The organism is Pseudoblastomonas aquimaris (genome assembly GCF_035481675.1).
GTDB lineage: Bacteria > Pseudomonadota > Alphaproteobacteria > Sphingomonadales > Sphingomonadaceae > Alteriqipengyuania_B.
Map to the genome: position 1 here is coordinate 209,913 of NZ_JAYJJW010000002.1, position 24,788 is coordinate 234,700.

27 protein-coding genes are annotated in these 24,788 nt (G+C 66.0%); 12 read left to right on the forward strand and 15 right to left on the reverse strand.

The genetic code is table 11. The features are described from left to right. The first annotated feature begins 3 nt into the window (after window positions 1–3). The 6 genes from yihA (at window position 4) to VCJ71_RS11085 (ending at window position 4,976) form a co-directional block, all read left to right on the forward strand. Window positions 4–657, forward strand: a complete 654-nt coding sequence (gene yihA / locus VCJ71_RS11060; protein ID WP_324641186.1) for a ribosome biogenesis GTP-binding protein YihA/YsxC — start codon at window positions 4–6, stop codon at window positions 655–657. Window positions 658–734: 77 nt separating this feature from the next. Then, complete coding sequence (locus tag VCJ71_RS11065; protein ID WP_324641187.1) at window positions 735–1,400, forward strand: glutathione S-transferase family protein; 666 nt, start codon at window positions 735–737, stop codon at window positions 1,398–1,400. Next, window positions 1,361–2,278, forward strand: a complete 918-nt coding sequence (locus VCJ71_RS11070) for a S1/P1 nuclease (protein ID WP_324641188.1) — start codon at window positions 1,361–1,363, stop codon at window positions 2,276–2,278. The genes VCJ71_RS11065 and VCJ71_RS11070 overlap by 40 nt, the downstream gene beginning before the upstream one ends. Then, a complete protein-coding gene (gene dapE / locus VCJ71_RS11075) occupies window positions 2,275–3,408 on the forward strand; it encodes a succinyl-diaminopimelate desuccinylase (protein WP_324641189.1) in 1,134 nt (377 codons plus the stop codon). Before VCJ71_RS11070 ends, dapE begins: the two co-directional genes overlap by 4 nt. A gap of 19 nt (window positions 3,409–3,427) precedes the next feature. Next, window positions 3,428–4,663 (forward strand): dicarboxylate/amino acid:cation symporter, encoded by a 1,236-nt coding sequence (locus VCJ71_RS11080; RefSeq protein ID WP_324641190.1) that lies wholly within the window; start codon window positions 3,428–3,430, stop codon window positions 4,661–4,663. Then, complete coding sequence (locus tag VCJ71_RS11085; RefSeq protein WP_324641191.1) at window positions 4,653–4,976, forward strand: hypothetical protein; 324 nt, start codon at window positions 4,653–4,655, stop codon at window positions 4,974–4,976. The genes VCJ71_RS11080 and VCJ71_RS11085 overlap by 11 nt, the downstream gene beginning before the upstream one ends. Before the next feature lie 8 nt (window positions 4,977–4,984). On the opposite strand, the gene VCJ71_RS11090 is transcribed toward VCJ71_RS11085, so the two are convergent. From VCJ71_RS11090 to dapB, 3 genes are read right to left on the reverse strand one after another with little or no spacing between them, the layout of a single operon-like run. Further along, window positions 4,985–5,422, reverse strand: coding sequence for a hypothetical protein (locus VCJ71_RS11090; protein WP_324641192.1), 438 nt, complete (start codon window positions 5,420–5,422; stop codon window positions 4,985–4,987). Window positions 5,423–5,469: 47 nt separating this feature from the next. Beyond that, window positions 5,470–6,126, reverse strand: a complete 657-nt coding sequence (gene nth / locus VCJ71_RS11095; protein ID WP_324641193.1) for an endonuclease III — start codon at window positions 6,124–6,126, stop codon at window positions 5,470–5,472. 16 nt (window positions 6,127–6,142) lie between these two features. Continuing rightward, a complete protein-coding gene (gene dapB, locus VCJ71_RS11100) occupies window positions 6,143–6,886 on the reverse strand; it encodes a 4-hydroxy-tetrahydrodipicolinate reductase (protein WP_324641195.1) in 744 nt (247 codons plus the stop codon). A 35-nt stretch (window positions 6,887–6,921) separates the two neighbouring features. Between dapB and VCJ71_RS11105 the strand changes: the two genes are divergently transcribed. Beyond that, window positions 6,922–7,623 (forward strand): NAD-dependent deacylase, encoded by a 702-nt coding sequence (locus VCJ71_RS11105; protein ID WP_324641196.1) that lies wholly within the window; start codon window positions 6,922–6,924, stop codon window positions 7,621–7,623. 3 nt (window positions 7,624–7,626) lie between these two features. Here VCJ71_RS11105 and VCJ71_RS11110 read toward each other — a convergent pair whose 3' ends face one another. From VCJ71_RS11110 to mutM, 6 genes are all read right to left on the reverse strand, one after another. Continuing rightward, on the reverse strand, window positions 7,627–9,177 hold the full coding sequence (locus VCJ71_RS11110; protein WP_324641197.1) for a catalase: 1,551 nt from the start codon (window positions 9,175–9,177) through the stop codon (window positions 7,627–7,629). Between the two features lie 74 nt (window positions 9,178–9,251). Continuing rightward, window positions 9,252–10,037 (reverse strand): HesA/MoeB/ThiF family protein, encoded by a 786-nt coding sequence (locus VCJ71_RS11115; protein ID WP_324641199.1) that lies wholly within the window; start codon window positions 10,035–10,037, stop codon window positions 9,252–9,254. 61 nt (window positions 10,038–10,098) lie between these two features. Continuing rightward, entirely contained in the window at window positions 10,099–11,511 is a 1,413-nt protein-coding gene (gene dnaA / locus VCJ71_RS11120; protein ID WP_290136887.1) for a chromosomal replication initiator protein DnaA, read from the reverse strand. Window positions 11,512–12,028: 517 nt separating this feature from the next. Further along, a complete protein-coding gene (gene rpsT / locus VCJ71_RS11125; protein ID WP_290134305.1) occupies window positions 12,029–12,289 on the reverse strand; it encodes a 30S ribosomal protein S20 in 261 nt (86 codons plus the stop codon). A 144-nt stretch (window positions 12,290–12,433) separates the two neighbouring features. Beyond that, on the reverse strand, window positions 12,434–13,087 hold the full coding sequence (gene maiA / locus VCJ71_RS11130) for a maleylacetoacetate isomerase (protein ID WP_324641200.1): 654 nt from the start codon (window positions 13,085–13,087) through the stop codon (window positions 12,434–12,436). A 10-nt stretch (window positions 13,088–13,097) separates the two neighbouring features. Continuing rightward, window positions 13,098–13,922, reverse strand: a complete 825-nt coding sequence (gene mutM, locus VCJ71_RS11135; protein ID WP_324641201.1) for a bifunctional DNA-formamidopyrimidine glycosylase/DNA-(apurinic or apyrimidinic site) lyase — start codon at window positions 13,920–13,922, stop codon at window positions 13,098–13,100. Between the two features lie 69 nt (window positions 13,923–13,991). On the opposite strand from mutM, the gene VCJ71_RS11140 reads away from it, so the two are divergent. Next, the gene (locus tag VCJ71_RS11140; protein ID WP_324641527.1) at window positions 13,992–14,723 is read left to right on the forward strand and encodes a class I SAM-dependent methyltransferase; all 732 of its coding nucleotides are present in this window, start codon (window positions 13,992–13,994) and stop codon (window positions 14,721–14,723) included. A gap of 4 nt (window positions 14,724–14,727) precedes the next feature. Further along, window positions 14,728–16,284 (forward strand): 2-polyprenylphenol 6-hydroxylase, encoded by a 1,557-nt coding sequence (gene ubiB / locus VCJ71_RS11145; protein ID WP_324641202.1) that lies wholly within the window; start codon window positions 14,728–14,730, stop codon window positions 16,282–16,284. Here ubiB and VCJ71_RS11150 read toward each other — a convergent pair. Next, window positions 16,281–16,679 carry a DUF4345 family protein gene (locus VCJ71_RS11150; RefSeq protein ID WP_324641204.1) on the reverse strand — a complete coding sequence of 133 codons (399 nt, stop codon included), beginning with the start codon at window positions 16,677–16,679 and terminating at the stop codon, window positions 16,281–16,283. The genes ubiB and VCJ71_RS11150 overlap by 4 nt on opposite strands. Window positions 16,680–16,910: 231 nt before the next feature. Here VCJ71_RS11150 and VCJ71_RS11155 point away from each other — a divergent pair, with 231 nt between their 5' ends. From VCJ71_RS11155 to VCJ71_RS11165, 3 genes are read left to right on the forward strand one after another with little or no spacing between them, the layout of a single operon-like run. Beyond that, a complete protein-coding gene (locus VCJ71_RS11155) occupies window positions 16,911–18,584 on the forward strand; it encodes a bifunctional phosphopantothenoylcysteine decarboxylase/phosphopantothenate synthase (RefSeq protein ID WP_324641205.1) in 1,674 nt (557 codons plus the stop codon). Continuing rightward, window positions 18,577–19,020 carry a dUTP diphosphatase gene (gene dut, locus VCJ71_RS11160; protein ID WP_324641206.1) on the forward strand — a complete coding sequence of 148 codons (444 nt, stop codon included), beginning with the start codon at window positions 18,577–18,579 and terminating at the stop codon, window positions 19,018–19,020. The genes VCJ71_RS11155 and dut overlap by 8 nt, the downstream gene beginning before the upstream one ends. 5 nt (window positions 19,021–19,025) lie before the next feature. Continuing rightward, on the forward strand, window positions 19,026–19,358 hold the full coding sequence (locus tag VCJ71_RS11165) for a hypothetical protein (protein WP_290134312.1): 333 nt from the start codon (window positions 19,026–19,028) through the stop codon (window positions 19,356–19,358). Here VCJ71_RS11165 and VCJ71_RS11170 read toward each other — a convergent pair. The 5 genes from VCJ71_RS11170 to secB form a co-directional block, all read right to left on the reverse strand. Then, entirely contained in the window at window positions 19,339–20,604 is a 1,266-nt protein-coding gene (locus VCJ71_RS11170; protein ID WP_324641207.1) for a hypothetical protein, read from the reverse strand. The two genes, VCJ71_RS11165 and VCJ71_RS11170, sit on opposite strands and share 20 nt — an antisense overlap. Before the next feature lie 73 nt (window positions 20,605–20,677). Then, window positions 20,678–21,400, reverse strand: coding sequence for a DUF4136 domain-containing protein (locus VCJ71_RS11175; protein WP_324641208.1), 723 nt, complete (start codon window positions 21,398–21,400; stop codon window positions 20,678–20,680). Window positions 21,401–21,564: 164 nt separating this feature from the next. Then, a complete protein-coding gene (gene trpS, locus VCJ71_RS11180; RefSeq protein WP_324641209.1) occupies window positions 21,565–22,596 on the reverse strand; it encodes a tryptophan--tRNA ligase in 1,032 nt (343 codons plus the stop codon). A 4-nt stretch (window positions 22,597–22,600) separates the two neighbouring features. Then, a complete protein-coding gene (gene murJ / locus VCJ71_RS11185; protein ID WP_324641210.1) occupies window positions 22,601–24,172 on the reverse strand; it encodes a murein biosynthesis integral membrane protein MurJ in 1,572 nt (523 codons plus the stop codon). 25 nt (window positions 24,173–24,197) lie between these two features. Next, complete coding sequence (gene secB / locus VCJ71_RS11190; RefSeq protein ID WP_324641212.1) at window positions 24,198–24,731, reverse strand: protein-export chaperone SecB; 534 nt, start codon at window positions 24,729–24,731, stop codon at window positions 24,198–24,200. Between the last annotated feature and the right edge of the window lie 57 nt (window positions 24,732–24,788).

A 24,788-nucleotide genomic window follows, 5' to 3' on the forward strand; every position in this document is an offset into this window, starting at 1 on the left:
GCCATGGAAGGATCGGACGGAGAGATCGGACAGGAGCTGGTCGACAAGGCGAACAAGCTGTTCTCGCGCCGGGTCGACTTCCTCCTTTCGGCGCCGCAGCTGAAGTTCCTGCCCGAACCGACGGTGCCGGAAATCGCGTTCTGCGGCCGCTCGAACGTCGGCAAGTCCTCCCTGCTCAACGCCATCACCGGGCGGCGCTCTATCGCCCGCACCTCGGTGACGCCGGGCCGCACGCAGGAGCTCAACTTCTTCGAGGTGGGCGAGCCGACGCAGTTTCGCCTCGTCGACATGCCGGGTTACGGCTTTGCCAAGGCGCCGGTGAAAGTGGTCGAACGGTGGAAGCAGCTGGTCCGCACCTACCTGCGCGGCCGCGCGGTGCTGAAACGCACGCTGGTGCTGGTGGACAGCCGCCACGGGCTGAAGCCGGTCGATATCGAGATGATGACCATGCTTGACGAGGCGGCGGCAAGCTACCGCGTCGTTCTCACCAAGGCGGACAAGATCAAGGCGAGCGCGCTCACCGAAATGCGCGAAGAAGTGGCCGAGGCCGCCCGCAAGCATCCGGCCGCATTTCCCGAAATCCACGTCACCAGCAGCGAGAAGGGCATGGGGATCGACGACCTGCGGGCCGCGATCCTCGCCGATGTGGAGCTCTAGGCGGCGCGGCCGTCCGTTCAGTCTCGACAGCGCATCCCTGAACGCCTAGGCGCAGGCCATTCAGCAGGGGCAGCGCGATGAAATTGATTCTGGGAAACCGCAACTATTCGAGCTGGAGCCTGCGCGCCTGGCTCGCGGCCAAGCAATCGGGCCTCTCGTTCGAGGAAATCATCGTCCCCCTGTTCGGCGAGAACTGGGAAGCGCAGAAGGACGAAAACGACCTCCAGCCTTCCAGCGGGAAGGTGCCCATCCTTTGGGACGACGAGGTCGTGGTGTGGGACAGTCTCGCCATCCTCGAATATCTCGGCGACAAGGTGGGCGCGGACCGGTTCTGGCCGAAAGACCCGGTTGCGCGCGGCATGGCGCGTTCGCTGGTGGCCGAAATGCACAGCGCCTATGCCGACCTGCGGCAGGAATTGCCGATGAACGTGCGCCGCCGGGTCGAAGGCGCCACCATCAGCGCGCGCACCCGCAGCGATATCGTACGCATCCTCGGCCTGTGGGCCGAAGCCCGCGCGCGCTTCGGGAAGGGCGGGCCGTTCCTGTTCGGCAGTTTCTGCGCCGCCGACATATTCTATGCCCCTGTGGTCAGCCGCTTCGTCACCTACGGCGTCAAGGTGCCGGGCTTTGCCGAAGCCTATATGGAAGCGGTGTGGGAGCATGACTGGATGCAGGCGTGGATCAACGCGGCGGAGGACGAGGAATGGACCATCGCGCAATACGACACGGCGCTGACGGGATGATCGCCTTGCGCCTGCTCCTTCCCCTGATCGCATTCCTCGCCATGCTGGCGCCGCAGCCCGCGGCGGCCTGGGGCGAATTCGGCCATCGCACCACCGGCGAAATCGCCTGGGCCAACGTGCAGCCGCAGACGCGCGCCGGCATCCTCGACCTCGTCAAGGCGAGCAGCCAGCTCGGCACGCCGAATTGCGCTATCCGCAGCCTGGCCGATGCGACCTACTGGCCCGATTGCCTGCGCCGCGACGGCTGGCGCTGGGGCTACACCTTCGCCTGGCATTACCGCACCGCCCCGATCTGCGAGGCCTACAACCCGCGCGCCAATTGCAGCGGCGGCAACTGCATCCTCGCCCAGATCGAGCGCAACCAGCGCATCCTCGCCGACGAGAGCCTGCCCGCCAATGTGCGGCTGGAAGCCATGGCCTTCCTCGTCCATTTCATCGGCGACGTGCACATGCCGCTCCATTCCGGCGACAAGGACGATCGCGGCGGCAACGACCGCGCGGCGCAATACGGGATCGTCCCAGGCCTGAACCTGCACTGGGTGTGGGACGGGCCGCTGGCCGAACGCGCCATCACCGACACGCGCGACAGTGTGGTGCGGCGCTACTCGGCGGAAGAGCGCGCGGCACTCGGCGGCGGCGGCAGCGCGGAATGGGGCCGGGAAAGCTGGTCCATCGCGCGCGAGATCGTCTATCCCAACGCCTTCGAGATAGAGGATGCCTGTGGGCAGGAATTGGCGGACAGCACCGTCCTGACCCAGCGCGCCATCGTGGCGGCGGCACCGGTGGCCAATCGCCGCATCCGCCAGGCCGGCATCCGCATCGCCGAATATCTCGACGCCGCCTTTGCGCCGGGGCCCCTGCCGGAACCTGCCCGATGAGCGCGCTCGCTCATGCCAGGCGACTGATCGCCTGCGAAAGCGTGACCCCGGCGCGCGGGGCCGTGTTCGATGCGATGGAGGCGATGCTCGCGCCGCTGGGCTTCGAAATCCATCGCTTCACGCGCGGCGAGGGCAACGAGGGCTCGCCCGAAGAAGCGGTCGAGAACCTTTTCGCCATCCGCCGCGGACCCGAAGGCAGCAGGCATTTCGCCTTTGCCGGCCATCTCGACGTGGTGCCCCCGGGCGATGGCTGGTCCAGCGGGGCGTTCGCGCCGGAGGAGCGCGGCGAATTGCTGTACGGGCGCGGTGCCGTCGACATGAAAGGCGCGATCGCCTGCATGGTGGAGGCGGTCGCCCATGTGCCTACCGATGCCGGCACCATCAGCTTCATCATTACCGGCGACGAGGAAGGCCCTGCGCTCCACGGGACCCGTGCGCTGATCGACCACATGGCCGAAGCGGGCGAGCGGGCGGACCTGTGCCTCGTCGGCGAACCCACCAGCGTGAACCGGCTGGGCGACATGATGAAGATCGGGCGCCGCGGCTCGGTCAACATCTGGCTGGAGGTGGAGGGCACGCAGGGTCACGTCGCCTACCCCCACCTCGCCGACAACCCGATCCCGCGGCTGGTCGCGATGCTGGCCGATCTCGACGCGCTCGTGCTCGACGAAGGGACCGACTGGTTCCAGCCGTCGAACCTCGAGATTACCGATATCGAAGTCGGCAACCGCGCGCACAACGTCATCCCCGCGCTCGCCAAGGCGCGCATTTCGATCCGCTTCAACGACACGCATTCGGGCGCGTCGCTGTCCGAAAAAATCATGGCGATTGCCGAAAAGCATGGCGGTATCGCCAAGCCGATCATCAGCGGCGAGCCGTTCCTTACCCCGCCGGGCACGTTCTCCGAGATCGTCGCGGCGGCGGTGAAGGCGGAAACCGGCGTCGAGCCGGAGCCCAGCACGACCGGCGGCACCTCCGACGCGCGGTTCCTGCGCGCCGTGTGCCCGGTGATCGAATTCGGCCTCGTCAACGCGACAATGCACAAGCGCGACGAAGCTGTGGCCATTGCCGACCTCGATACGCTAAGCCGCATCTACAGGCGCATCGCCGAGGCGGCGCTGAAGGCATAAGGGCGAGAGGGGTCCGCGCATGAAAACCTGGTTCCGCATTCCGCTGTGGCAGCGCGTCATCGCCGCGCTGGTCCTCGGCATATTGACCGGCTGGCTGTGGGGGCCGGGCGCGGAAAGCATCAAGATCATCGGCGATGTCTTCGTCGCCTTCATCAAGATGCTGGTGGTCCCGCTGATCTTCTTCAGCCTCGTTGCCGGGGTCGCCGCGATCGGCGATTTGCGCAAGCTCGGCAGCGTCGGCTGGCGGGCGCTGCTGCTGTTCGTCGTCACCGGCCAGATCGCGGTCTGGCTCGGCCTGTTCCTCGGCACGGTGATCCAGCCCGGCGTCGGCGTGGACACCTCGGCCATCGAAATGGGCGCGATCCCCGAACCCAACGAGACCGGCTGGCGCGACATGGTCATGGGCATGATCCCGCAAAGCCCGGTGCAGGTCATGGCCGACGTCAACGTCCTGCCGCTGATCGTCTTCGCTTTGCTGATCGGCATCGGCATCCTGATGGCGGAAGAGGACGGCAAGCCGGTCCAGAAGATATTCGATTCGGGCGCGGTCATCATGCAGAAGGTGACCATCATCGTGATGGAGCTGACCCCCTTCGGCGTCTTCGCGCTGATGGCTTGGGTGGCCGGCACGCTGGGGCTCGATGCGCTCGCCGCGCTCGGCAAGCTGGTGTTGCTGAACTATGTCGGCTGCCTGCTGATCATCGGAGTGATGTATTCGGCGATGATCAAGTTCATCGCGCGCCTGCCGGTGATCGATTTCTTCCGCGGCATCATCGATGCGATCGCGGTGAGCTATTCCACCGCGAGTTCCAACGCCACTTTGCCGGTCACGCTGCGCTGCGCGGAGCGCAACCTTGGGGTGAGCAATTCGGTGGCGAGCTTCGTCATCTCCCTCGGCGCCACGATCAACATGAACGGCACCGCGATGTATCTCGGCCTTGCCACGCTGTTCGGGGCGCAGATCTTCGGCGTCGAACTGTCATGGGCGCAGTATTTCCTGATCTCGATCCTCGGCACGCTGGGCGCTGTGGGCGCGGCCGGCATCCCGGGCGCGGGCCTCATCATGATGGCGCTGGTGTTCGGCGCGGTCGGCGTGCCGCTGGAAACCATCGCCTTCGTCGCCGGGGTTGACCGGATCATGGACATGATGCGCACCACCACCAATGTCAGCGGTGATGCTGCCGTCGCGACGACCGTGGCGGTGCTTACGAACGAGATCGACCGCGCCGAGATGATCAGCGCGGATGATGTCTGAAGACGGAGCCGAGCCGGAGCAGTATGCGTCCCGCCGAATTTTAGCGGGCGTCGCGCTTGCGCTATTTGGACCGGCTCTTGTTCTCGGCGCGTTTATGGCAATCAGCCCGGCATCGGGCGAAGTGGCGGTCGATCTACCTTGGTGCGTATTGTTGGTGATTAGCCTGGTGCCTGGGTTGGTCGGGATTGAGATGATGCCTGTCTGGCGGACGACGAAGGCGATCCTTATGGCGATTTACGTCCCATTAGCGTCAGCAGGTGTCCTCTTCGGCCTTATTTGGGCAGCGTGCACGTTCTACAAGGAGTGTCTTTAGAAGGCGAACTATTCAGCTCCCATAATGCGCGGGGCGTCGCCAGCTTCGGTCACGCCGTCCTCGGAGAGCTCGATCGGCACGAAGTCGCCGAAGGCGCAGGCCGGGCCGCGCTGGAAGCCGCCGCCGACGCCGTCGAGGACGTAGAAGATCTGCGGCGTGCACAGCTGGCCGCCGCGCACCTCGTAAGTGATCGCCTTCTCGAAACCCAGGCGCGGGCAGCGCTGCGGCAGGGTCGAGCGATACAGCCTGCCGCCGACCTGGAAATCGATGGTGTAATCGTCATGCACGGTCTGGCGGGTGATCGACCCGTTCGGCAGGCAGCGCTGCGGCTCTCCCGTCGCGACTGCCAGCGGGGCGCGGATATCGGGTTCTTCCTCCATGCCGGCCTGCGCGGCGCAGGCGGCAAGGGCGGGCAGGGCGCAAAGGGCAAGTGCGGTGCGGATCATGGCCGGTCTCCTCATAAGCGGCATCATCCTGTGCGCGCCCACCTTAATCAAGCCTTGGCGCGGCCCTTGGGTTCCGAGGTCTTCTTTCGGAAGCTGCACAGGTCGGCGACCTTGCAGCGCCAGCATTCGGGCGTGCGCGCCTTGCAGACATAGCGGCCGTGCAGGATCAGCCAGTGGTGCGAATCGAGCCGGAAGGGCTGCGGTACGCGCTTTTCCAGTTTCGCTTCGACCGCTTCGGGCGTCTTGCCCTTGGCGAGGCCGGTGCGGTTGCCGACGCGGAAGATATGGGTGTCGACGGCGAAGGTTTCCTGCCGGAACCAGCAATTGAGCACGACATTCGCCGTCTTGCGGCCGACCCCCGGCAGGCGGACTAGGTCGTCGCGCGTGTCCGGCACCTCTCCGCCATATTCGTCGACCAGCAATTGCGAGAGCGCGATGACGTTCTTGGCCTTCGAATTGAACAGGCCGATGGTCTTGATGTGCTCGCGCAGCCCCTCTTCGCCGAGGTCGAGCATCTGCTGCGGCGTTTCGACTTCGGCGAACAGGCGCCGCGTGGCCTTGTTGACCCCGACGTCCGTCGCTTGCGCCGACAAGGCCACCGCAACGACGAGCTGGTAGCAGTTCCCGTACTCGAGCTCGGTCTCTGGGTTCGGATTATCCTCTGCAAGCCTGCGGAAGAACTCGAAGATCTGGTCCTTGGTCATGCAATCCTGCCCATGGTCAGGACAGCCCCAGAACGTCATTCATCGTGTAGCGGCCGGCAGGTTTGCCCACGAGCCATGCCGCGCCGGCCACGGCCCCGCGGGCGAAGATCGCGCGGTCTTCGGCGCTGTGGGACAAGGTGATGCGCTCCTGTTCCCCGGCCAGGATGACGCTGTGTTCCCCGGCGACCGTGCCGCCACGCAGGGCGGCAAAGCCGATTGCGCCCTCGGCCCGCTTGCCCGTGTGCCCGTCACGCCCGCTCTCGCGATTGGCGGCAAGCTCGATGCCGCGCCCCTTTGCCGCGGCCTCTCCTAGGAGCACCGCCGTGCCGCTGGGGGCGTCGATTTTCATCCGGTGGTGCATTTCCACGATCTCGATGTCCCAATCCGGCCCCAACCTACTCGCCGCCTCTTCGACCAGGTGCGCCAGCAGCGTGACGCCCAGCGAGGTATTGCCGGTCTGCAGGATGGGCAGCACGTCCGCCGCTTCGTCGATCATCCGGTGATGCTCTTCGCCGAGGCCGGTGGTGCCGATCAGGATCGGGATGTCGGCGACGCGGGCGGCGGCGATATTGGCGGCAAGCGCATCGGGCGCGGAAAAATCGACCAGCGCATCGCATTCTGTCGCCAGCGGACCGGGCTGCTCGCCGTGGTCGACCCCGCCCGCAAATACGTGCTCGCCCGCGTCCAGGACCGCGCGGATGGCCTGCCCCATGCGCCCCTCGCTCCCGATGATACCAATGCGCAGTGCGTCTTCGGCCATTGCCACCCCCTCGTGTTGCGTGCTTCATGGGCGACATGGCTGCCCCGCGCAATATCGTGATCCTGACCGGTGCCGGAATCAGCGCGGAGAGCGGCATCGACACGTTCCGCGCCGAGGGCGGCTTGTGGGAACAGCATCGGATCGAGGATGTCGCGACGCCGGAAGGCTTTGAACGCGACCCGGGCCTGGTGCTCAATTTCTACGACATGCGCCGCGCCGCGCTGGCGACGGTTGCGCCCAATCCGGCGCATGAAGCGCTCGCCTGGCTGGACGCCGAATTCGATGGCGAGCTGCTGATCGTCACGCAGAATGTCGACGATTTGCACGAGCGGGCGGGTGCCCGCCGCGTACTGCACATGCACGGGGAATTGAAGAGCGCCCTGTGCCGGATCTGCGAACGCCGCACACCGTTCGAGGGCACGATGCGCGATCGGCCCGCCTGCCCGATGTGCGAATCGCGCAGCCTGCGCCCCGATGTCGTCTGGTTCGGGGAGATGCCGTACGAGATGGACCGCATCTACGCCGCGCTGCGCGCTGCCGACCTGTTCGTCAGCATCGGCACCAGCGGCGCGGTCTACCCTGCGGCAGGCTTCGTGCGCGATGCGCGCGAACTGGGCGCGCAGACCCTCGAGTTGAACCTCGAACGCAGCGAAGGCTCGCACTGGTTCCACGAATCGCGGCAGGGCCGGGCGAGTGTCCTTGTCCCCGAATGGGTCGACCGGATACTCGCCGGTTAGGCCTTATTCGGCTGCCACGCGCAGGCTGTCGCCGCCGCCGGAGATCGACAGGGCCGAGGCCAATCCGGGAGCGTCGGACTTTCCGCCGAGCTTTTCGCGAACGGCTTTCTCAATGCGTGCGGCGATCTTCTCGTCGACCGCCCGCCAGTAATCGAACGCGCGCAGCAGCACACCCTCGCTGACCCCGTCGGCAAGATGCCCGGCGACGTTGGCGACGAAGCGGTCGCGCTGTGCGTCGTCCATAACATCGTTGATCAGCGCGCGGGGCTGGCTGACCTCATCGTCGTCCTCGCGCAAGGTGTATGCCTGGCGCACCATGTCGCCATCGGACATCCATGTTGCCTCGCCGCCGACCTGTGGCTGCGCCGCAGGGCCGCCATATGAATTGGGTGCGTAAACCGGATCGACCGCGTTTTTCACCCGCATGGCGCCGGCGCGCGAATAGGAATTGACCTGTTCTGCGTTCTTGGGCGAATTCACCGGAATCTGCTTGTAATTGACCCCCAGCCGGTGGCGGTGCGCATCGGCATAGGAGAACCCGCGGGCCAGCAGCATTTTGTCCGGTGACAGGCCGATGCCAGGCACCATATTGTTGGGCTCGAAGGCGAGCTGTTCGATCTGCGTGTCCCAATCCACCGGATTTTCGTTGAGCACCAGCTTACCGACCTCGATCAGCGGATAGTCTGCGTGCGGCCAGGTCTTGGTGAGGTCGAAGGGGTTGATGCGGTAGGTCTTGGCGTCCTCGTACGGCATCACCTGCCATTTCAGGGTCCAGCTGGGATAGTCACCGTCATGGATCGCATCGAACAGGTCGCGGCGGTGGTAGTCGCTGTCCTCGCCAGCCTTCTTGACCGCCTCTTCCTGCGTCAAATGTGCGTTGCCGCTCATCTCGCCGACATCGGTCATGAAGTGGAACTTCACCCAGAATTTCTCGCCATCCTCGTTGATCAGCATGTAGGTGTGGCTGCCGTAGCCATTCATCTCGCGCCAGTTCTTGGGCACGCCGCGATCGCCCATCAGGTATGTGACCTGATGTGCGCTTTCGGGCGACAGCGTCCAGAAATCCCACATCATGTCGTGATCGCGCAGGCCGTTGTCGGCGCGCCGCTTCTGGCTTCGGATGAAGTGCTGGAACTTCAGCGGGTCGCGGATGAAGAAGATCGGCGTGTTGTTGCCGACCATGTCGAAGTTGCCATCCTCGGTGTAGAATTTGACGCTGAACCCGCGCGGGTCGCGCCACGTGTCCGGGCTGCCGCGCTCGCCGGCCACGGTCGAAAATCGCATGGCCGTGTCGGTCTTCGCGCCCTTCTGGAAGACCTTCGCCTTGGTATATTGCGAGACATCGTGCGTAGTCTCGAAATAACCGAACGCGCCGGACCCTTTCGCATGGGGCTGTCGCTCCGGGATCCGCTCCCGGTTGAAGTTGGCCATCTGCTCGATGAGGTAATGATCGTTGAGAACGATGGGGCCATCCGGCCCGATGGTCAGGGAATGCTCGTCGCTCTGGACCGGGATGCCGGCATCGGTTGTGGTCGGGGGTACGGTCTTGCTCATCGCGACTCTCCTGCTGTGCAGGACATCAACCCTTGCCCGGAGTGGCCGTTCCTAGCCTACCGGACGAAATCGGATCAAAGTGAGTTACACACCTTGCAGGCGGGGTCCTTCGCGATTGTGAAGCTGCGCATCTCGCCTTTCAGGCCGTCCATGAGGAAGACGCGGCCCCAGTCGGGCGCGCCGAGAGTGGCATGACCGGCCAGCAGCACACGGATTGCCTGCAGCGCGCCGAAAGTGCCTGCCCAGCCGACCATGGCGCCCAGCATGCCGTCGTCCGCGCAGGTGTCGCAGTCGTCGGTGTCGAAGGCATCGCCCACGAAGCAGCGGTAGCAGGCCTCGCCCTCCAGATGCCCGGCGAAGGCGCCGACCTGCCCCTGGAAGCGCCCGACGGCGGCGCTCAGCAGTGGTAAGGCCGTGCGCACGCATGCATCCGAGACGGTAAGCCGGGTGGCGAAATTGTCCGTCCCGTCAAGCACGAGGTCGTGGCCTTGCAGCAGCGTGTCCGCATTGCCACCATCGATCCGCGCGTCGTGCACGGCGACGTCGATCGCGGCATCGAAATTGGCGAGCCAGCGGCGGGCCGACACGGCCTTGCCATGGCCGATGTCGCGCTGCGCATAGATGGTCTGGCGCTGGAGGTTGGACAGCTCCACGTCGCCATCGTCGATCACCGTCAGGGCGCCGATCCCGGCTGCGGCGAGATATTGCAGCGCCGGGCTTCCGATCCCGCCCAGCCCGACGATGGCGACGCGCTTCCCCGCCAGCGCCGCCTGCCCCGCGCCGCCGATTTCGGGCACGATGATCTGGCGCTGGAAGCGATCGATGCGGGCCGGGGTAAGCGGGGCTGGTGTCAGGGCCATGGGCAAGCCTGTTGGCAGGCTGTGGAAGGCCTGTCGATAGTCCCCGTAGCTGCGGTTGCGCTTAGCTTTCGAGCTGGCGGAGCAGGCTGCGCACGTCGCCGTCCATGTCGGCGTCGCGTTCGCGCAGGTCCTCGATCAGGCGCACCGCGTGGATCACGGTGGAATGATCGCGCCCGCCGAACTTGCGCCCGATCTCCGGATAGGAGCGCGGGGTGAGCACCTTGGCGAGGTACATCGCAACCTGCCGCGGTCGAACCACGGCGCGGGCGCGGCGCTTGCTCGACATCTCGCTGCGGTCGATGCGGTAGAACTGGCACACGGTGCGCTGGATTTCGTCGATCGTGATCCGCTTGCGGTTGGCCGACAGGATATCGGTCAGCTGCTCTTCGGCGAGGTTGAGCGAGACTTCCTGGCCCGTCAGCTGGGCGTAGGCGATCAGCTTGTTGAGCCCGCCGACAAGTTCGCGGACATTGCGGCTGACGGTGCGGGCGAGGAATTCGATCACGTCGCCCGGCACATCGAGCGGGGCGAACTTGGCCAGCTTGGCTTCCAGCACGGCACGGCGCAGTTCAATATCGGCCGGCTGGATGTCGGCGACGAGCCCCATGCTGAGGCGGCTGAGCAGGCGCGGTTCCACCCCGTCCAGCGCCTGCGGGGCGCGGTCGGCGGCAAAGACCAGCCGCTTGCCTTCGGCCAGCAGCGCGTCGATCGTGTAGAGCAGCTCTTCCTGTGCGCTCGCCTTGCCGATGATGAACTGGATATCGTCCACCAGCAGCAGGTCGAAACCGCGCAGCCGGGCCTTGAATTCGATCATCTGGTTTTCGCGCAGGGCCTGCACGAACTCGATCATGAAACGTTCGGCGCTGCAGTAGAAGATGCGCGCGCGCGGATGGCTGGCGAGATAGGCGTGGCCGATGGCGTGCAGCAGGTGAGTCTTGCCCTGGCCCGTCGCCGCCTTGAGATACAGCGGCGAGAACTGCGGCTGTTCCGGCGCGGCCATGCGCTGCGCGGCGTTGCAGGCGAGGATGTTGGTGCTGCCGGTGACGAAGGCGGCGAACGTCAGCGACGGGTCGAGGCCGACCGAGCTGGTGAAGCCGTCTTCCACCATGCCGCCGCCGAGCATGATCGGCGCACCGTCGTTCGCGGCGCTGCGCTGGCCGCCGGCCTGCCCCATCGGCAGGTCGCCCAGCTGGCGCCGGCCCGGGTGGACCGCTACATTGACCTGGCGCACTTCGCCGCGCGCGATTTTCCAGGCGAGCGACAGGCGGTCGTGGAAACGGTCCTGCACCCAGTTGGCGGAGAATTCGGTCGGCAGGTAGAGATCGAGCGTGCCGGTCTCCTTGCAGAACTTGCCGAGGCGGATCGGCTTGATCCACTGGCTGTGCAGCTGGTGGCCCAGGTCCTTGCGCAGGCCCTGGCTTATGTCCGCCCAGTCCGCGGCGAGATCGATGGCTTCTTTTTCCTCATTGGTCATGTCGTCTTCCGCCTGCTTTCGTACCTGGCTCGAAAGCTCGGCATGAGGTCCCATCCTGATCATTATAGCCCCGTCTGCTTTGTTGCCGGCGCCGGCGGACGCCGATGCCTGTTTTCGTCCCGTGGAGGCGAGAGTCAGCTCTCCCGACATCCGGAATCCCCCCGATCCGGACGGGCCAATCTTGCGATCGCGATTTTCGGGTGCCGATGCCCTCTCGCCTCGACGTAAGAAGTAATAAGAAGACGCGAGCGTTGCTGTCCAGTGGGCCTGCGTAACTTTTTTGAAATATATCGCCTTGACTCGGGTCTATGGCGCGGACTTGCGTTAATAGTGTGTTTAATGAGTGGTTTACGCTGATTGCCCGAGCGAATCGCGGAATCTACTGGAGTTTTTGCAGCGCACCATCGGGGCCTGCCGCGCAAACGAAAAAGGCCGGCGCGAAATGCACCGGCCCGTTTCCGTTAGCGTTCCCAATCCGTTCCGCGCCGGCCATGGCCGCGCGGCAAGAATCGGCGAATCAGAGCGAAGCGACGCGCTTGCTCAGGCGGCTCATCTTGCGAGCCGCAGTGTTCTTGTGGAGCACGCCCTTGGCGACGCCGCGCGCGATTTCCGGCTGCGCGGCACGCAGCGCTTCGGCGGCTTCCTTCTGGTCGCCGCCTTCTAGCGCCAGTTCGACCTTCTTGATGAAGGTGCGGATGCGGCTGGTGCGCGCGGTGTTCACTTCGGCGCGGCGCTCGTTGCGACGGATGCGCTTCTTGGCTTGCGGCGTGTTGGCCATATCGTACGTTCGTTCCCTTGTCGGCCGTCCTGCCGGATCGGCCCAAAATTTCTGTCGGTCAGCAGGATGGGCAGCCCCTAGGGCCGCCGGAAAGCGCGCCACATAGGGCGGGGGGCGCGAATCGTCAAGCGCGCAGGTGCGTTCTCACTCCTCCGCCGGCGCATCCGGCTGGCGCGAGGGATGCGCGGTGACGAAGGCGGGATGGTCGGCGCAGCGCTCCACGATGGCCGCAAGGGTCGGGAAGGGCCCCATATCGACGCCGAAGCGCGCCGCATTATAGGCCTGCGGCACAAGGAAGCACTCGGCATAGGCCGGTGCCTCGTGGGTGAAGGCATAGGAGGTTCCGCGCGGGCTCGCCATCCGTTCCAGCGCCGCAAAGCCGAGCGCGATCCAGTGCCGCGCCCAGGCGTCCACGCCGTCCTGGTCCTGCCCGAATTCGTTCTTCACGTATTTGAGCACGCGCAGGTTCTGGATCGGGTGGATGTCGGCCGCGATGGTGAGGGCGAAGGCGCGCGCCTGCGCCGCGGCCTGCGGATCCGTGGGCAACAGCGGCACTTCGCTGCGCGTCGCCTCCAGGTAGTCGATGATCGCCACAGACTGGTGCAACCGCACCCCGTCGATCTCCAGCACCGGGATCTGCGCCTGCGGGTTGATGGCGGCAAAGCCCTCGTCCAGCTGGTCGCCGGCGCGCAGGTCGATGGGCTGCTGGTCGTAATCGATGCCCTTCAGCGCCAGCGCCAGGCGGACGCGATAGGACGCGGTCGAGCGCCAGTAGCTGTAGAGTTTGGGCGTGCTCATGGGCGTATCCTCATTTCTGGCATTTGGGGCAGAACCACGTGCTGCGGCCGCCCTGCACGATGCGGCGGACAATCCCGCCCAGGGTCTCGTGGCAGCGATGGCAGGGCGCATCGGTGCGACCGTAGACATCGAAGCGGGTGGCGAAATAGCCTAGGTTGCCGTCGGGCTGGGCATAGTCGCGCAAGGTGCTGCCCCCGTCGGCGATCGATTCCCCCAGCACGTCGCGAATGGCCGGGACCAGGCGGGCAAGTTGCGGCCCGGTCACTTTGCCGGCGGCTTTGCGCGGATGGATCTGCGCGCGCCACAGCGCCTCGCACACATATATATTGCCGAGCCCGGCCACGATCCGCTGGTCGAGCAGGCACAGCTTCACCGCCTGCTTGCGTCCGCGGAAGGCAGCGCGCAGGTGCTGCGCCGAAAGCGCCTCTCCCAGCGGCTCGGGCCCCATCGCCGCGAACGGCCCCCAGCTTTCGAGCGCGGCCTCGTCGGCAAGGTCGAGCCAGCCGAAGCGGCGCGGATCGTTGAGCGCGAAGCGGTTCGTCGCGGTGTCGATCACGACATGGTCGTGGCGGTCGGGCTCTGCCGGATCGATCCGCCAGCGCCCGCTCATGCCCAGGTGGAACACGACGCTGCGCGCGCGGTCGGTATGGATCAGCCCGTATTTCGCCCGCCGGCCGAGGCCCGTCACCGTCGCCCCGGTCAGGGCCTGCATCAGGTCGGGCGGGAAGGGGCGGCGCATGTCGGGCCGGTTGACCGTGACACGCTCTATCCGCGCGCCATCGAGATAGAGCGCAAGCCCGCGCACGGTCGTTTCTACCTCGGGAAGTTCAGGCATGGCCCAAGCCCGTAACAGCCTTTGCGCAAGTCAGAAACTCCCCTAAGGCCCCTTCCCATGAACGAAACGATGAACGACCGGGTTTCCTTCGGCTATGAAGAGGTCAGCGCGGAAGAAAAGACCGCGCGCGTCGGCGGTGTCTTTTCCAGCGTGGCGACCAGCTACGACGTGATGAACGACGTGATGTCGGGCGGGATGCACCGCTTGTGGAAGGACCGCTTCGTCAAGCGGGTCAAGCCGCAGCCGGGCGAGGCGATCCTCGACATGGCGGGCGGCACCGGCGACATCGCCTTCCGCATGGCGGCGCGCGGCGCGGACGTGACGGTGGCGGACATCAACCAGGACATGCTCGACGTCGGCGTCGAACGCGCGATGGAGCGCGGGATAGACGGCCTCGTCTGGAGCCGCCAGAACGCGGAGGAACTCGCCTATCCCGATGCGTGTTTCGATGCCTACACCATCGTGTTCGGCATCAGGAACGTGACGCATATCGACCGCGCGCTGGCCGAGGCCTACCGCGTCCTCAAGCGGGGCGGACGCTTCTTCTGTATGGAGTTCTCGACCACGCAATGGCCGGGCTTCCGCGAAATCTACGACGTCTATTCGCACAAGGTAATGCCGCAGATGGGCCGCGTGATCGCCAAGGACGAGGACAGCTATCGCTATCTCGCCGAATCCATCCGGCGCTTCCCGCCGATGGGCGAATTCGAAGCGATGATCCGCCGTGCGGGTTTCGGGCAGACGAAGGTCGAGGCGATCCTGGGCGGGGCGGTTGCGATCCACTCCGGGTGGAAAATCTGATCGCATGACCGCGCCGCGCACGCATATCTGGCGGCTCCTGAAGTGGGGCCGGACCGCGGCGAAGCATGGTGCCTTGCGGGGTATCGAGCGCGATCCCAACACGCCGCCGCCGGTGCGCCGGATGGTGCGCATCGCGCGCTTCGGAACGATCCAGCCCGCCGTGCCGGACTATGCCGGCGCATTCCAGGATATCGGTCCGGCCGCAATCAAGCTCGGCCAATCGCTCGCGACGCGGCCCGACCTTGTGGGCGAGGAAGCGGCGCAGAATCTGCTCAGCCTGCAGGATGACCTGCCGCCGGTGCCCTTCAGCGCAATTTGCGCCGAAATCGAACGCAGCTTCGCCGCGCCGTGGAGCGATTATTTCGCCAGCATCGAGGAAGATCCGGTCGGCGCCGCCTCCATCGCGCAGGTGCACAAGGCGGTGACGACCGACGGGCGCACCGTCGCCGTCAAGGTGCTGCGCCCCGGCGTGCGGGAGCGGTTCGCCCGCGATATCGCGACCTATGAATGGGCTGCGGCCCACCTGGAAGCGCTGGGCGGGGAAGCGGCGCGCCTGCGCCCGCGCCTCACCATCGCCAATTTCAAGCGCTGGTCGAACACAGAGCTGGACCTGCGCCGCGAAGCCGCCGCCGCCAGCGAATTGGCGCAGGCTATGCGCGGTTACGAAGGGTACCGCGTGCCAGATATCGATTGGGACCGCACCAACGGCCGGGTGATGACGGTCGAATGGATCGACGGGATCAAGATCAGCCGGCTCGACGAACTGCGCGCGGCCGGGCACGACCTCGAGGAGCTGGCCGAGCGGCTGGTGCTCGCCTTCCTGACCCAGGCGATCGACAGCGGCTTCTTCCATGCGGACATGCACCAGGGGAACCTGTTCGTGGAAGCGGACGGGACCATCGCGGCGATCGATTTCGGCATCATGGGCCGGATCGACCGGCAGGCGCGGCAGTGGCTCGCCGAAATCCTCTACGGCCTCACCACCGGCAATTACCGCCGCGTCGCCGAAATCCATTTCGAGGCGCAGTACGTCCCCTCGCACCATTCGGTCGACGAATTCGCGACCGCCCTGCGCGCCGTTGGCGAACCGATGCGCGGCAAGCCGGTGAGCGAGCTGTCGGTCGGCCAGATGCTCGACGGACTGTTCGCCATCACCCGCGATTTCGACATGCAGACCCAGCCGCATTTGCTCCTGCTGCAGAAGACCATGGTGATGGTCGAAGGCATCGCCACCCAGCTCAATCCGCGCATCAACATGTGGGACGTGTCCGCGCCCTATGTGCGCAGCTGGATCCGCGACGAACTGGGGCCGGAAGCCGCCGTTGCCGATGCGCTGAAGGAAAATGTCTCCACCCTGCTGCGCCTGCCGGACCTGGTGCGCCGGGTGGAAGAACGCTTTCCCCCGCGCGGCGGCGCGCCGGAGCCTGCGCCGCTGCCCGAAATCGAGCTGATGTGGGACCGCCGCCGGCGCGAAAGCAAGTCGGCCTGGGGCTATCTCCTCGCCGGGCTGGTGGGTGCCGGCGTCACCGCCGCCGCCACCGCGCTCGGCTGGATATTCTAGCCCCTGATTTCGGCGAGGTCGCGGTGCGGCAGTACGCGGCTGCCGACCAGGCACAGGGTCGTCGTCACCGCCTCTACCAGCATCGGCAGCCAGAAGCCTTCCACGGTGCCGTCTGCCATCATGCTGACGATGCGCCCCAGCAAGGCGATGGCGAATAGCGCGGCCGGCACCAACAGCACGTTGCCGTTGCGGCGCCAGCCGCCCCAGATCATGGAGCCGCCTGCCACCACGAAAAACGCGGTCATGTCCGCGCGCAGCGCGGCAAGCCCGGCGGCGTCGGCCGCTTCCAGCCCGAAGCTGACGGCGCTCACTGCCGGGTTGAGCAGGAAGCCGATGCCCATCAGCGCGAAAAACAGGCCGCCTGCGACCAGAACGAACCTCAAGACCAAATTCATCGCGCGCCATCTCCCCCGGTTTGCACGTATCGACGCGCCAACACCTGCGCGCGTTAAGCCCCTGATGAAAGCAATATTTAACCACCGCAAGGCAGGGCTGGTCTGGAAGCTTGCGTGCGGCTAGACATGAAACATGGTTAACGCCGCGGATATGGGGGATCCATCGATGACCGCTGACAGTGCGCCCCGCCGCAACGGCGATGTTCGCGCCTGCAACAAGGTGCGCGGCTGATGGCGCGCGTCCTGCTGGTCGTCGGCGGCGGCATCGCGGCCTACAAGTCGTGCGAGCTGGTGCGCCTGATCCGCAAGGGCGGCGGCGAAGTGACCTGCGTGGTGACGGAAGGCGGGCAGCAGTTCGTCACCCCCATGGCGCTCGCCGCGCTCAGCGAGAACCAGGTCTATACCTCGCTGTGGGACCTCAAGAACGAGGCCGAGATGGGCCACATCCAGCTGAGCCGCGAGGCCGATCTGGTTGTCGTCTGCCCGGCCACTGCCGACATGCTCGCCAAGATGGCGGCCGGCATTGCCGACGATCTAGCGACCACGCTGATCCTTGCGACCGACAAGCCGGTTATGGCCGTGCCCGCAATGAACGTGCGCATGTGGCAGCACGAGGCGACGCAGCGCAATGTCGGCTGGTTGCGGCAGGCCGGCGTCGACGTGATCGACCCCGACGAAGGCGCGATGGCTTGCGGCGAATACGGCCCCGGCCGCCTGCCGGAGCCGGAGATGATCTGGCTCTCCATCGCGGAAAAGCTGGGCCTCGACCCGGGCGATGCTGGCCCGGCGGATATCGCCGCCTTGCAGAGCGAGGCGCTGGAGCCGGAAAGCTTCGAGGAAGCGGACGAGCATTACGACGAGGAGCCCGAAGAGCGGCCCCGCGGCGGATTGGGCGGCCTGCTTGCCTCGATCATCCCGCGCTCGGTCCCCCGCAAGATCGAGCCGGAGGAAGTCGCCTACCAGGACTACAACGGCCCTGACGAGGAGGAGGAGCTCCCTCCCGTCGAGGAAGAGGACATACCCTTCAACCCCGACGCGGGCGGCGGCCTCTTGGCCAGCAAGGGCGTGGCCAAGGCCGCCCCGCCGACCGATCCGCAGGAAATCGCGAAGCAGCTGGGCCTGGACCGCGCCGCGCCGGAGCCGATGGAAGGCGAAGCGGAAGGAGCCTTTGCGTCGGTCGACCAGGCGCCGCCTGCCGATCCCCTGGCCGGGCAGCCCGCCTTCGAGATCGATCCCGAGCATCGCCCGCTGTTCGACCGGCACGTGCTGATCACCGCCGGCCCGACGTGGGAGCCGATCGACCCGGTGCGCTATATCGCCAACCGGTCTTCGGGACGGCAAGGGTATGCCATCGCCGCCGCGGCAGCCGCGCTCGGCGCGCGGGTTACGCTGGTCTCCGGCCCGGTGCACCTGCCAACCCCGCCGGGCGTCGACCGCATCGATGTCGAATCCGCGGAGGAAATGTCGCGCGAGGTAAAGGCGGCACTGCCGGCCGATGCCGCGGTTATGGTGGCTGCCGTCGCCGACTGGCGGCCGAAGGATTACACCGGCCACAAGATAAAGAAGCGCGGCGCCGCGCCGCCCGCGCTGATGCTCACCGAAAATCCCGACATCCTGACGTCCGTCGCGGCCAGCCCGCAACGGCCGAAGCTGGTCGTGGGCTTCGCTGCCGAGACCGACGATTTGATCCAGAACGCGCAGAAGAAGCGCAAGAGCAAGACGGCCGACTGGATCGTCGCCAACGATGTTTCGGGCGACGTCATGGGCGGCGACAACAACACCGTGCGCCTCGTCAGCGAAGACGGCGTGGAGGAATGGGACACGATGCCCAAGGAAGACGTCGCGCTGGCACTGGCCGAACGGATTGCCGACGCGCTCGACGAACGGGACGCGCGCGATGACTGAAGTGCCTGTCCGGGTGAAGCGCCTGCCGCACGGCGGCGGCCTCGACCTGCCGACTTACGAAACCGACGGTGCGGCGGGCATGGACGTGGTGAGCGCGGAGACGGTCACGATCGCGCCGGGATCGCGCCATGCGGTGGCGACGGGCTTCGCCATGGCCATCCCCGCAGGATATGAAATACAGGTGCGCCCCCGCAGCGGGCTGGCGCTGAAACATGGCATCAGCGTGCCCAACACGCCGGGTACGATTGATTCCGACTATCGCGGCGAAGTGAAAGTGCTGCTGATTAACCACGGCGACGCGCCGTTTGCGATTGAGCGCGGCGACCGCGTGGCGCAGCTGGTCATCGCGCCCGTCACCCGCGCCAGCTTTGTCGAGGTCGAGGAGCTGGGCGACACCGCCCGCGGTACCGGCGGCTTCGGCTCGACCGGCGTCTGATCGCGATGCCGGGGATCGGCGGCCTCAGCCCGGGCATCCTCCTCCTCGTCCTGTTGCTCGTCCTCATCTGGATGGTCGTGCTCGTGTGGCTCGGCGACCGGATGCTCGGCTATGTCTCGCGGCGCACGGGATGGGCGATGCGCGACTGGAGGAACTGGCTGGCCAGCACGGTCCTGCTGATCGCGCTGATCCATGTGGCGAACTGGGCCATCGACGTGGCGGAGGCGCTGCTGCGCGGCAACGCGATAGAGCCGAACCCCGGCTGGCCCGGCGCCTTCCTGATCGGATCGGTCGCCATCGGCGTTCCCATCGCCGCACTCAGGCGCCGGCGGAAGTAGCCGAGGCGTCGCTTGGCATTGGGCGGACCGGGTTGGCAGCGCAGTCCGCCACTGTTTCTTCCACAACGCGAATTTCAGCCGGACGTGCCGGGCTCAATTCGATGACCGGCAAGGCAACCCAGTGATAGGGCGAACCGTCTGCGGGGCGCGGCAGGGGCGCCAGCTCTGCAGTCGTGTAGATTTGCCAGGCCTCGCGGAATCCCGGTGCCTTCCATGTCGCGTAGCCCGGCGAGGTCGCCCAGTCGCAGACATCGAACATCACGGCTTTGCCGGCGCGGTCGACCAGCACGCGCAGCGCCGTGGGGGTCTGGTCGACGCCGCCGCGCGAGGCAAACCTCGGCGCGGTCCCGGCGAAAAGGTCGTCATAGGTCAGCGTCACAGGGGAAACCGGGATGGTCCCGCCAGCTTGCCCGGCGGCAATTGCTTGCGCCTTGGCTCTCCAGCGATCGTTGGAGGGCTGCTTTGCCGATAGCTCTGTCCAGTAGGTAAACTCTTCCGCATCAATGCGATGCGCAAGCAGGCCCGCCTCCTCGAAATCGAGCCGCATACCGGCCGAAAGCTGGTGGAGATCGGAAAGGTAGCTGCGCGCCAGCTCGGGATTGGACGCGACATGGTGCTGCGCCAGGATCCGGCGTGCGGCATCGCCGTGCTCGGTCAGGGCGTCGTCGTGAAGGAAGGGCAGCAAGCCGGCGCGCTCGATATTGCCGTAGACATCGTCATCGATTTCGTCGGCCCACACTTCCGGGCCTGTCAGGCCGATAGATATTTTCCAGCGCAGCCAGTTCCGGCGCGCGCTTTCCGGTGCGCGCGCCGTGCCGACGCCCTGTCCCTCAGCCGCTGCCAGCCAGCTGTAGCCGTTGGAGGGGCCGCGCAGGTCCTCCCTTCTCGATCCGGCCAGCCAACGCAGGACCGCAACGCCCACCTCGGCGCCGGACGAGCAATCGATGAAGGGATTGCCGTCCATGATGCCTTCGGGCGTCGCGTCGAAGGCCGGTGCCAGCAATGCCTTGGCGAAGTCGTAGATCGCGCGAGATTGGTCGTATTCCAGCGCGGTTCGCGCACCCAGAAGCCAGGAACGTCGGGGCAGATGTTCGGCTGCCGTGCGCATGACGAACCCGTCTTCGGTTGAGGTTTGCCACTTGCCCTCGCACATAGCCGCAGCGGCAAGGAAGCGGTCGGCGAGAGCCGGATCCATCGGCGCATCCTGAACGGGTACGGCAAGCGTCAGCAAGGCGGCAAAAATCATGGGTCCCCTAAAACAGAAACGGGCGCTGCGGTCATCCGCTAGCGCCCGTTTCCTTTCATTTGGTTATGCTACCTCAGCGGCGGCGGACCGGCTGGTCTTCCGGCTTCACGCTGATGCGGACCGTTTCACCCGAATTGCCGGGGAAGTCGGTGAACATCGCCTCGACCAGGTTGGGGACGAGATACTGCAGGCGGTTGCTGGTCGACAGGGCCTGCGCCTTGCCTTCGAACAGTCGCTCGCCGGTCGCGGCGCGGTCGATCTTCATGTCGATGCCGCTGGTGTAGACCGTGTCGGCCCACACGTCGTTGCCGCGGCGGAAGAACGGATCGTGGTAGCCATAGCCCCAGGCACGGGTCGGGACGACGGCGACGCGGCCGTCACGCGTGCGCACACGGCGATAGACGGTGCGCGGGCCGCGATAGCCGTACCAGCGATCGTAGAACGGATCGCCGCGATAGCCGAAACCGCTGGACCGGACGCGGGTGCGCCCGTTATCGACACCGTAGTCGAAGCGCACGAGCAGGTCGGCGGCTTCCGGATTGTCGGTCGGAGTGTAGCCGAGCAGCGCCATCTCTTCCTCGACGAAGTCCGCATACTGCGAAAACTCGAGGCCGCCGGCGAGTTCGGGATCGTCGGCGATGACGGCGAAAGTCTGCCCGGTCGGCGCCGGGAGCTGGCTTTCGAAACGGGAAACGTCGGCGTTGAAGCCGGTGGTGCAGGCGCCGAGGCCGGCGAGAAGGATTGGGGCAGCGGCCAGTTTCGCGACCTTGGATGCCCCCTGGATACGTCGGAACATGGTGTGTCTCCATTCAGGGTGGGCTGCGTCCCGCGTGCCCCCCATATTCGCGCACACGACCATCAGCGTTGGCATTGTTCTACGCAGCCGCCAGTGAACCGGGATTGAACGCCCGATTTAACAAAAGGTCAAGTTTTCGAGCCGTTTGCGGCGGGTCTGCGTGCCTAGCCGCGGACGAGGCCGAGAGCCTCGTAAGCCCGGGCCAGCGTGGGCACGGCCCGTTCGCGCGCCCTTGCCGCGCCCTTGGCAAGGATCGCATCGAGCGTATCGGTGTCCGCCTTCAGCTCATTGAAGCGCGCGGCGATCGGGCCGAGCGTCTCGACCATCATTTCGCCAAGCGACGGCTTGAACTTGCCGAACCCTTCGCCGCCGAAATCGGCCAGCACCGCCTCGGCACTCGTCTGCGCCAGCGCGGCGTAGATGGTGACGAGGTTCAGCGCCTCCGGCCGCTCCGCCAGGCCATCTGTCTCCGACGGCAGCGGCTCGGGATCGGTCTTGGCCTTCTTCACCTTTTTCATGATCGTATCGGCATCGTCGGACAGGTTGATGCGGCTCATGTCGCTGTCGTCGGACTTGGACATCTTCCGCGATCCGTCGCGCAGGCTCATGATCCGCGCGGCCTCGGGCGGAACGATTGCATCGGGCAGGGTGAAGACCGGCGCTTCGTCGCCCACTTCATTGCTCGGGGCAAAATCGTTGTTGAACTTCTGCGCGATGTCGCGCGCCAGCTCCAGGTGCTGCTTCTGGTCGTCGCCCACCGGAACGTGCGTCGCCTGGTAGAGGAGCACGTCGGCAGCCTGCAGCACGGGGTAGGAGAACAGCGCGACCGACTGGCCCTCGCGGTTCTTGCCAGCCTTGTCCTTCCACTGCGTCATGCGGTTCAGCCAGCCCATGCGCGCCGTGCCGGACAGCAGCCACTGCAGCTCCGCATGCTGCGGCACCTGCGCCTGGTTGAACAGGATGGAGCGGTCGGGATCGATCCCGCAGGCGACCAGCGCCGCGGCCATCTCCAGCGTGCCGGCGCGCAGCTCCGCCGGATCGTGCGGCATGGAAATGGCGTGCAGGTCCGCAAGGAAATATAGGCACTCACCATCGTCACCGAGATCGTCCTGCATGGCCACCCAGTTGCGGATCGCGCCCAGGTAATTGCCGAGGTGCAGGTTGCCCGTGGGCTGGATACCGGAAACGACACGCATGGAATCAGGGCTCTTTCTTCGAAGTCAGGGTGCGGATGCGCTGCCGGTCGATCGCGCCGATGGCAAAGGCGATGCCGAAATAGACGACCGCCGAGCATGCCACGAGGGCGATAAGCGCCCCGGCGCGCGCGAACAACCCGGCATCGTACCACCCGGCCAGCAGGTCGCGCGCGAACCACAGCGCCCCGCCCATCGCCGCCGCCGCAACCAGTTGCCGCCCGATCCGTGCGACCAGCTTCAGCGGGATGGTGTAATAGTCACGCTTCACCAGCACGACGTAGAGATAGAAGACGTTGATCCACGCGCCGATGACGCTGGCAAAGGCGACGCCGACCACGCCGAAATCTTCCAGCAGCACGAAATTCATCGCGATGAAGACCGCCAGCGAAATGAAGGCGGCATAGACCGGCGTTCGGGTGTCGGACCGGGCGTAGAAATTGGGCACCAGCACCTTCACCAGCACATAGGCCGGCAAACCGAGCACCAGCGCGGCGACGACCCGGCCGGTCAGGTCAGCCTGTTCCAGGCTGAAACGACCGCCCTGGAAGATCATCGTGACGAACGGGACCGCGCAGATCGCCAAGGCCACGGCGGCGGGTATCGTCAGCAGCATGGCGACCTCGATCGCGTCGGATTGCACGCGGTCGGTGCCTTCGCGGTTCTTCGTCCCCACGAACTTGCTGAGCGTCGGCAGGATGGCGGTCGACAGCGCGATCCCGATGATGCCGAGCGGCAGCTGGTTCAGCCGGTCGGCATAATTCATGTAACTGATCGAACCATCGTCGAGCCGGTTGAGGAAGTAGAGCTGGACCAGCGTGTTGATCTGGTACGCGCCGCCGCCGATGGCCGCCGGCAGCGCGATGATCGACAGGCGCTTCACTTCCGGCGTGATCCGCGGCCACAGCAACTTGGGCCGGAAGCCTTCGACGCGGGTCCAGTAATACAGCCACGCCAGCTGGATGACCCCTCCGATCGTAACCGCCCAGGCCTGGCTGTAGCCGACCTGCCGCGTGGTCCAGCCCCATTCGGCCATCGCGTAATCGCCGAACAGCAACGCCGCGATCAGGGTGAGGTTGAGCAGGATGGGGAAGCTTGCGCCGGGCGCAAAGCGGCTAACCGAATTCAGCATGCCGGTGAACAACGTCACCAGGCTGACCAGCAGGATATAGGGGAACATGATCCGCGCGAAATCGACTTCCATCGCGAAGTCCGCGGGCGGGGAATCCCCGTCGCCCAGCGCCATGATCACCAGCGGCATCGCCAGCATCATGATGGCGCAGACCGCGATCAGCACGGGCAGGAAGACGCTGAGCACGTCGTCGGAGAAGCTGCGTGCTTCCTCGATCCCGCCGTCCCCGTGCAGCCGCTTGGAAAACATCGGCACGAAGGCGGCGGAAAACGCGCCTTCCGCGAACAGGCGGCGGAAGACGTTGGGAATGATGAAGGCCTGGAACCACGCGTCGGTCACCGCATTGGCGCCGAGCACGCGCGAGAAGATCATCTCGCGCGCGAGGCCGGCGACGCGGCTGACCATCGTCAGCCCGCCGATCGTCCCGACATTCTTGAGCAGGCTCATCCGATGAGGCCCGTCAGGGTTTGGCTCAGGCGTCCGCTGCCGGTGCGCCCGCGCCTTCTTCCGCCTCGCGCGCACGCTTCGCGGCGAGCTGCTGGAAGTAGAGGCCCTGGAAGTCGATCGGGTCGAGCATCAGTGGCGGGAAGCCCGCATCGTGCACGGCGTCGGCGACCACGCGGCGGGCGAAGGGGAACAGCATCCGCGGCGCTTCGGAATAAAGGAACATGTGCGCCTGGTCCTCGGCCATGTTGCGCATGCCGACGAGGCCGCAATAGGCGAGCTCGATGATATAGGCCGCACCCGCCTGTGCGTTGGCAGTGCAGACGATCTTCAGCTCGACCTCGTGAACCCCGTCGCCTACGTCCTTGGCAGCGATGTTGAACTGCACGTCCAGCTGCGGCTGATCGGTCCACTGGAAGCTTTCCGGCGCCTTCGGGTTCTCGACCGAGAGGTCCTTCACATATTGCGTGATGAAGCCCGCGCTCGGCTGGTTGTCGGCGCCGTTCGCGCCTTCTGCCGGGTTGGGTACGGGATTGGCGGGCATGTTGCCTTCGTCGGCCATGAATAGTGTCCTGGTTACCGGGTTGTCGGGCCGCGCCGATTCCGGAGCGGCGATTTC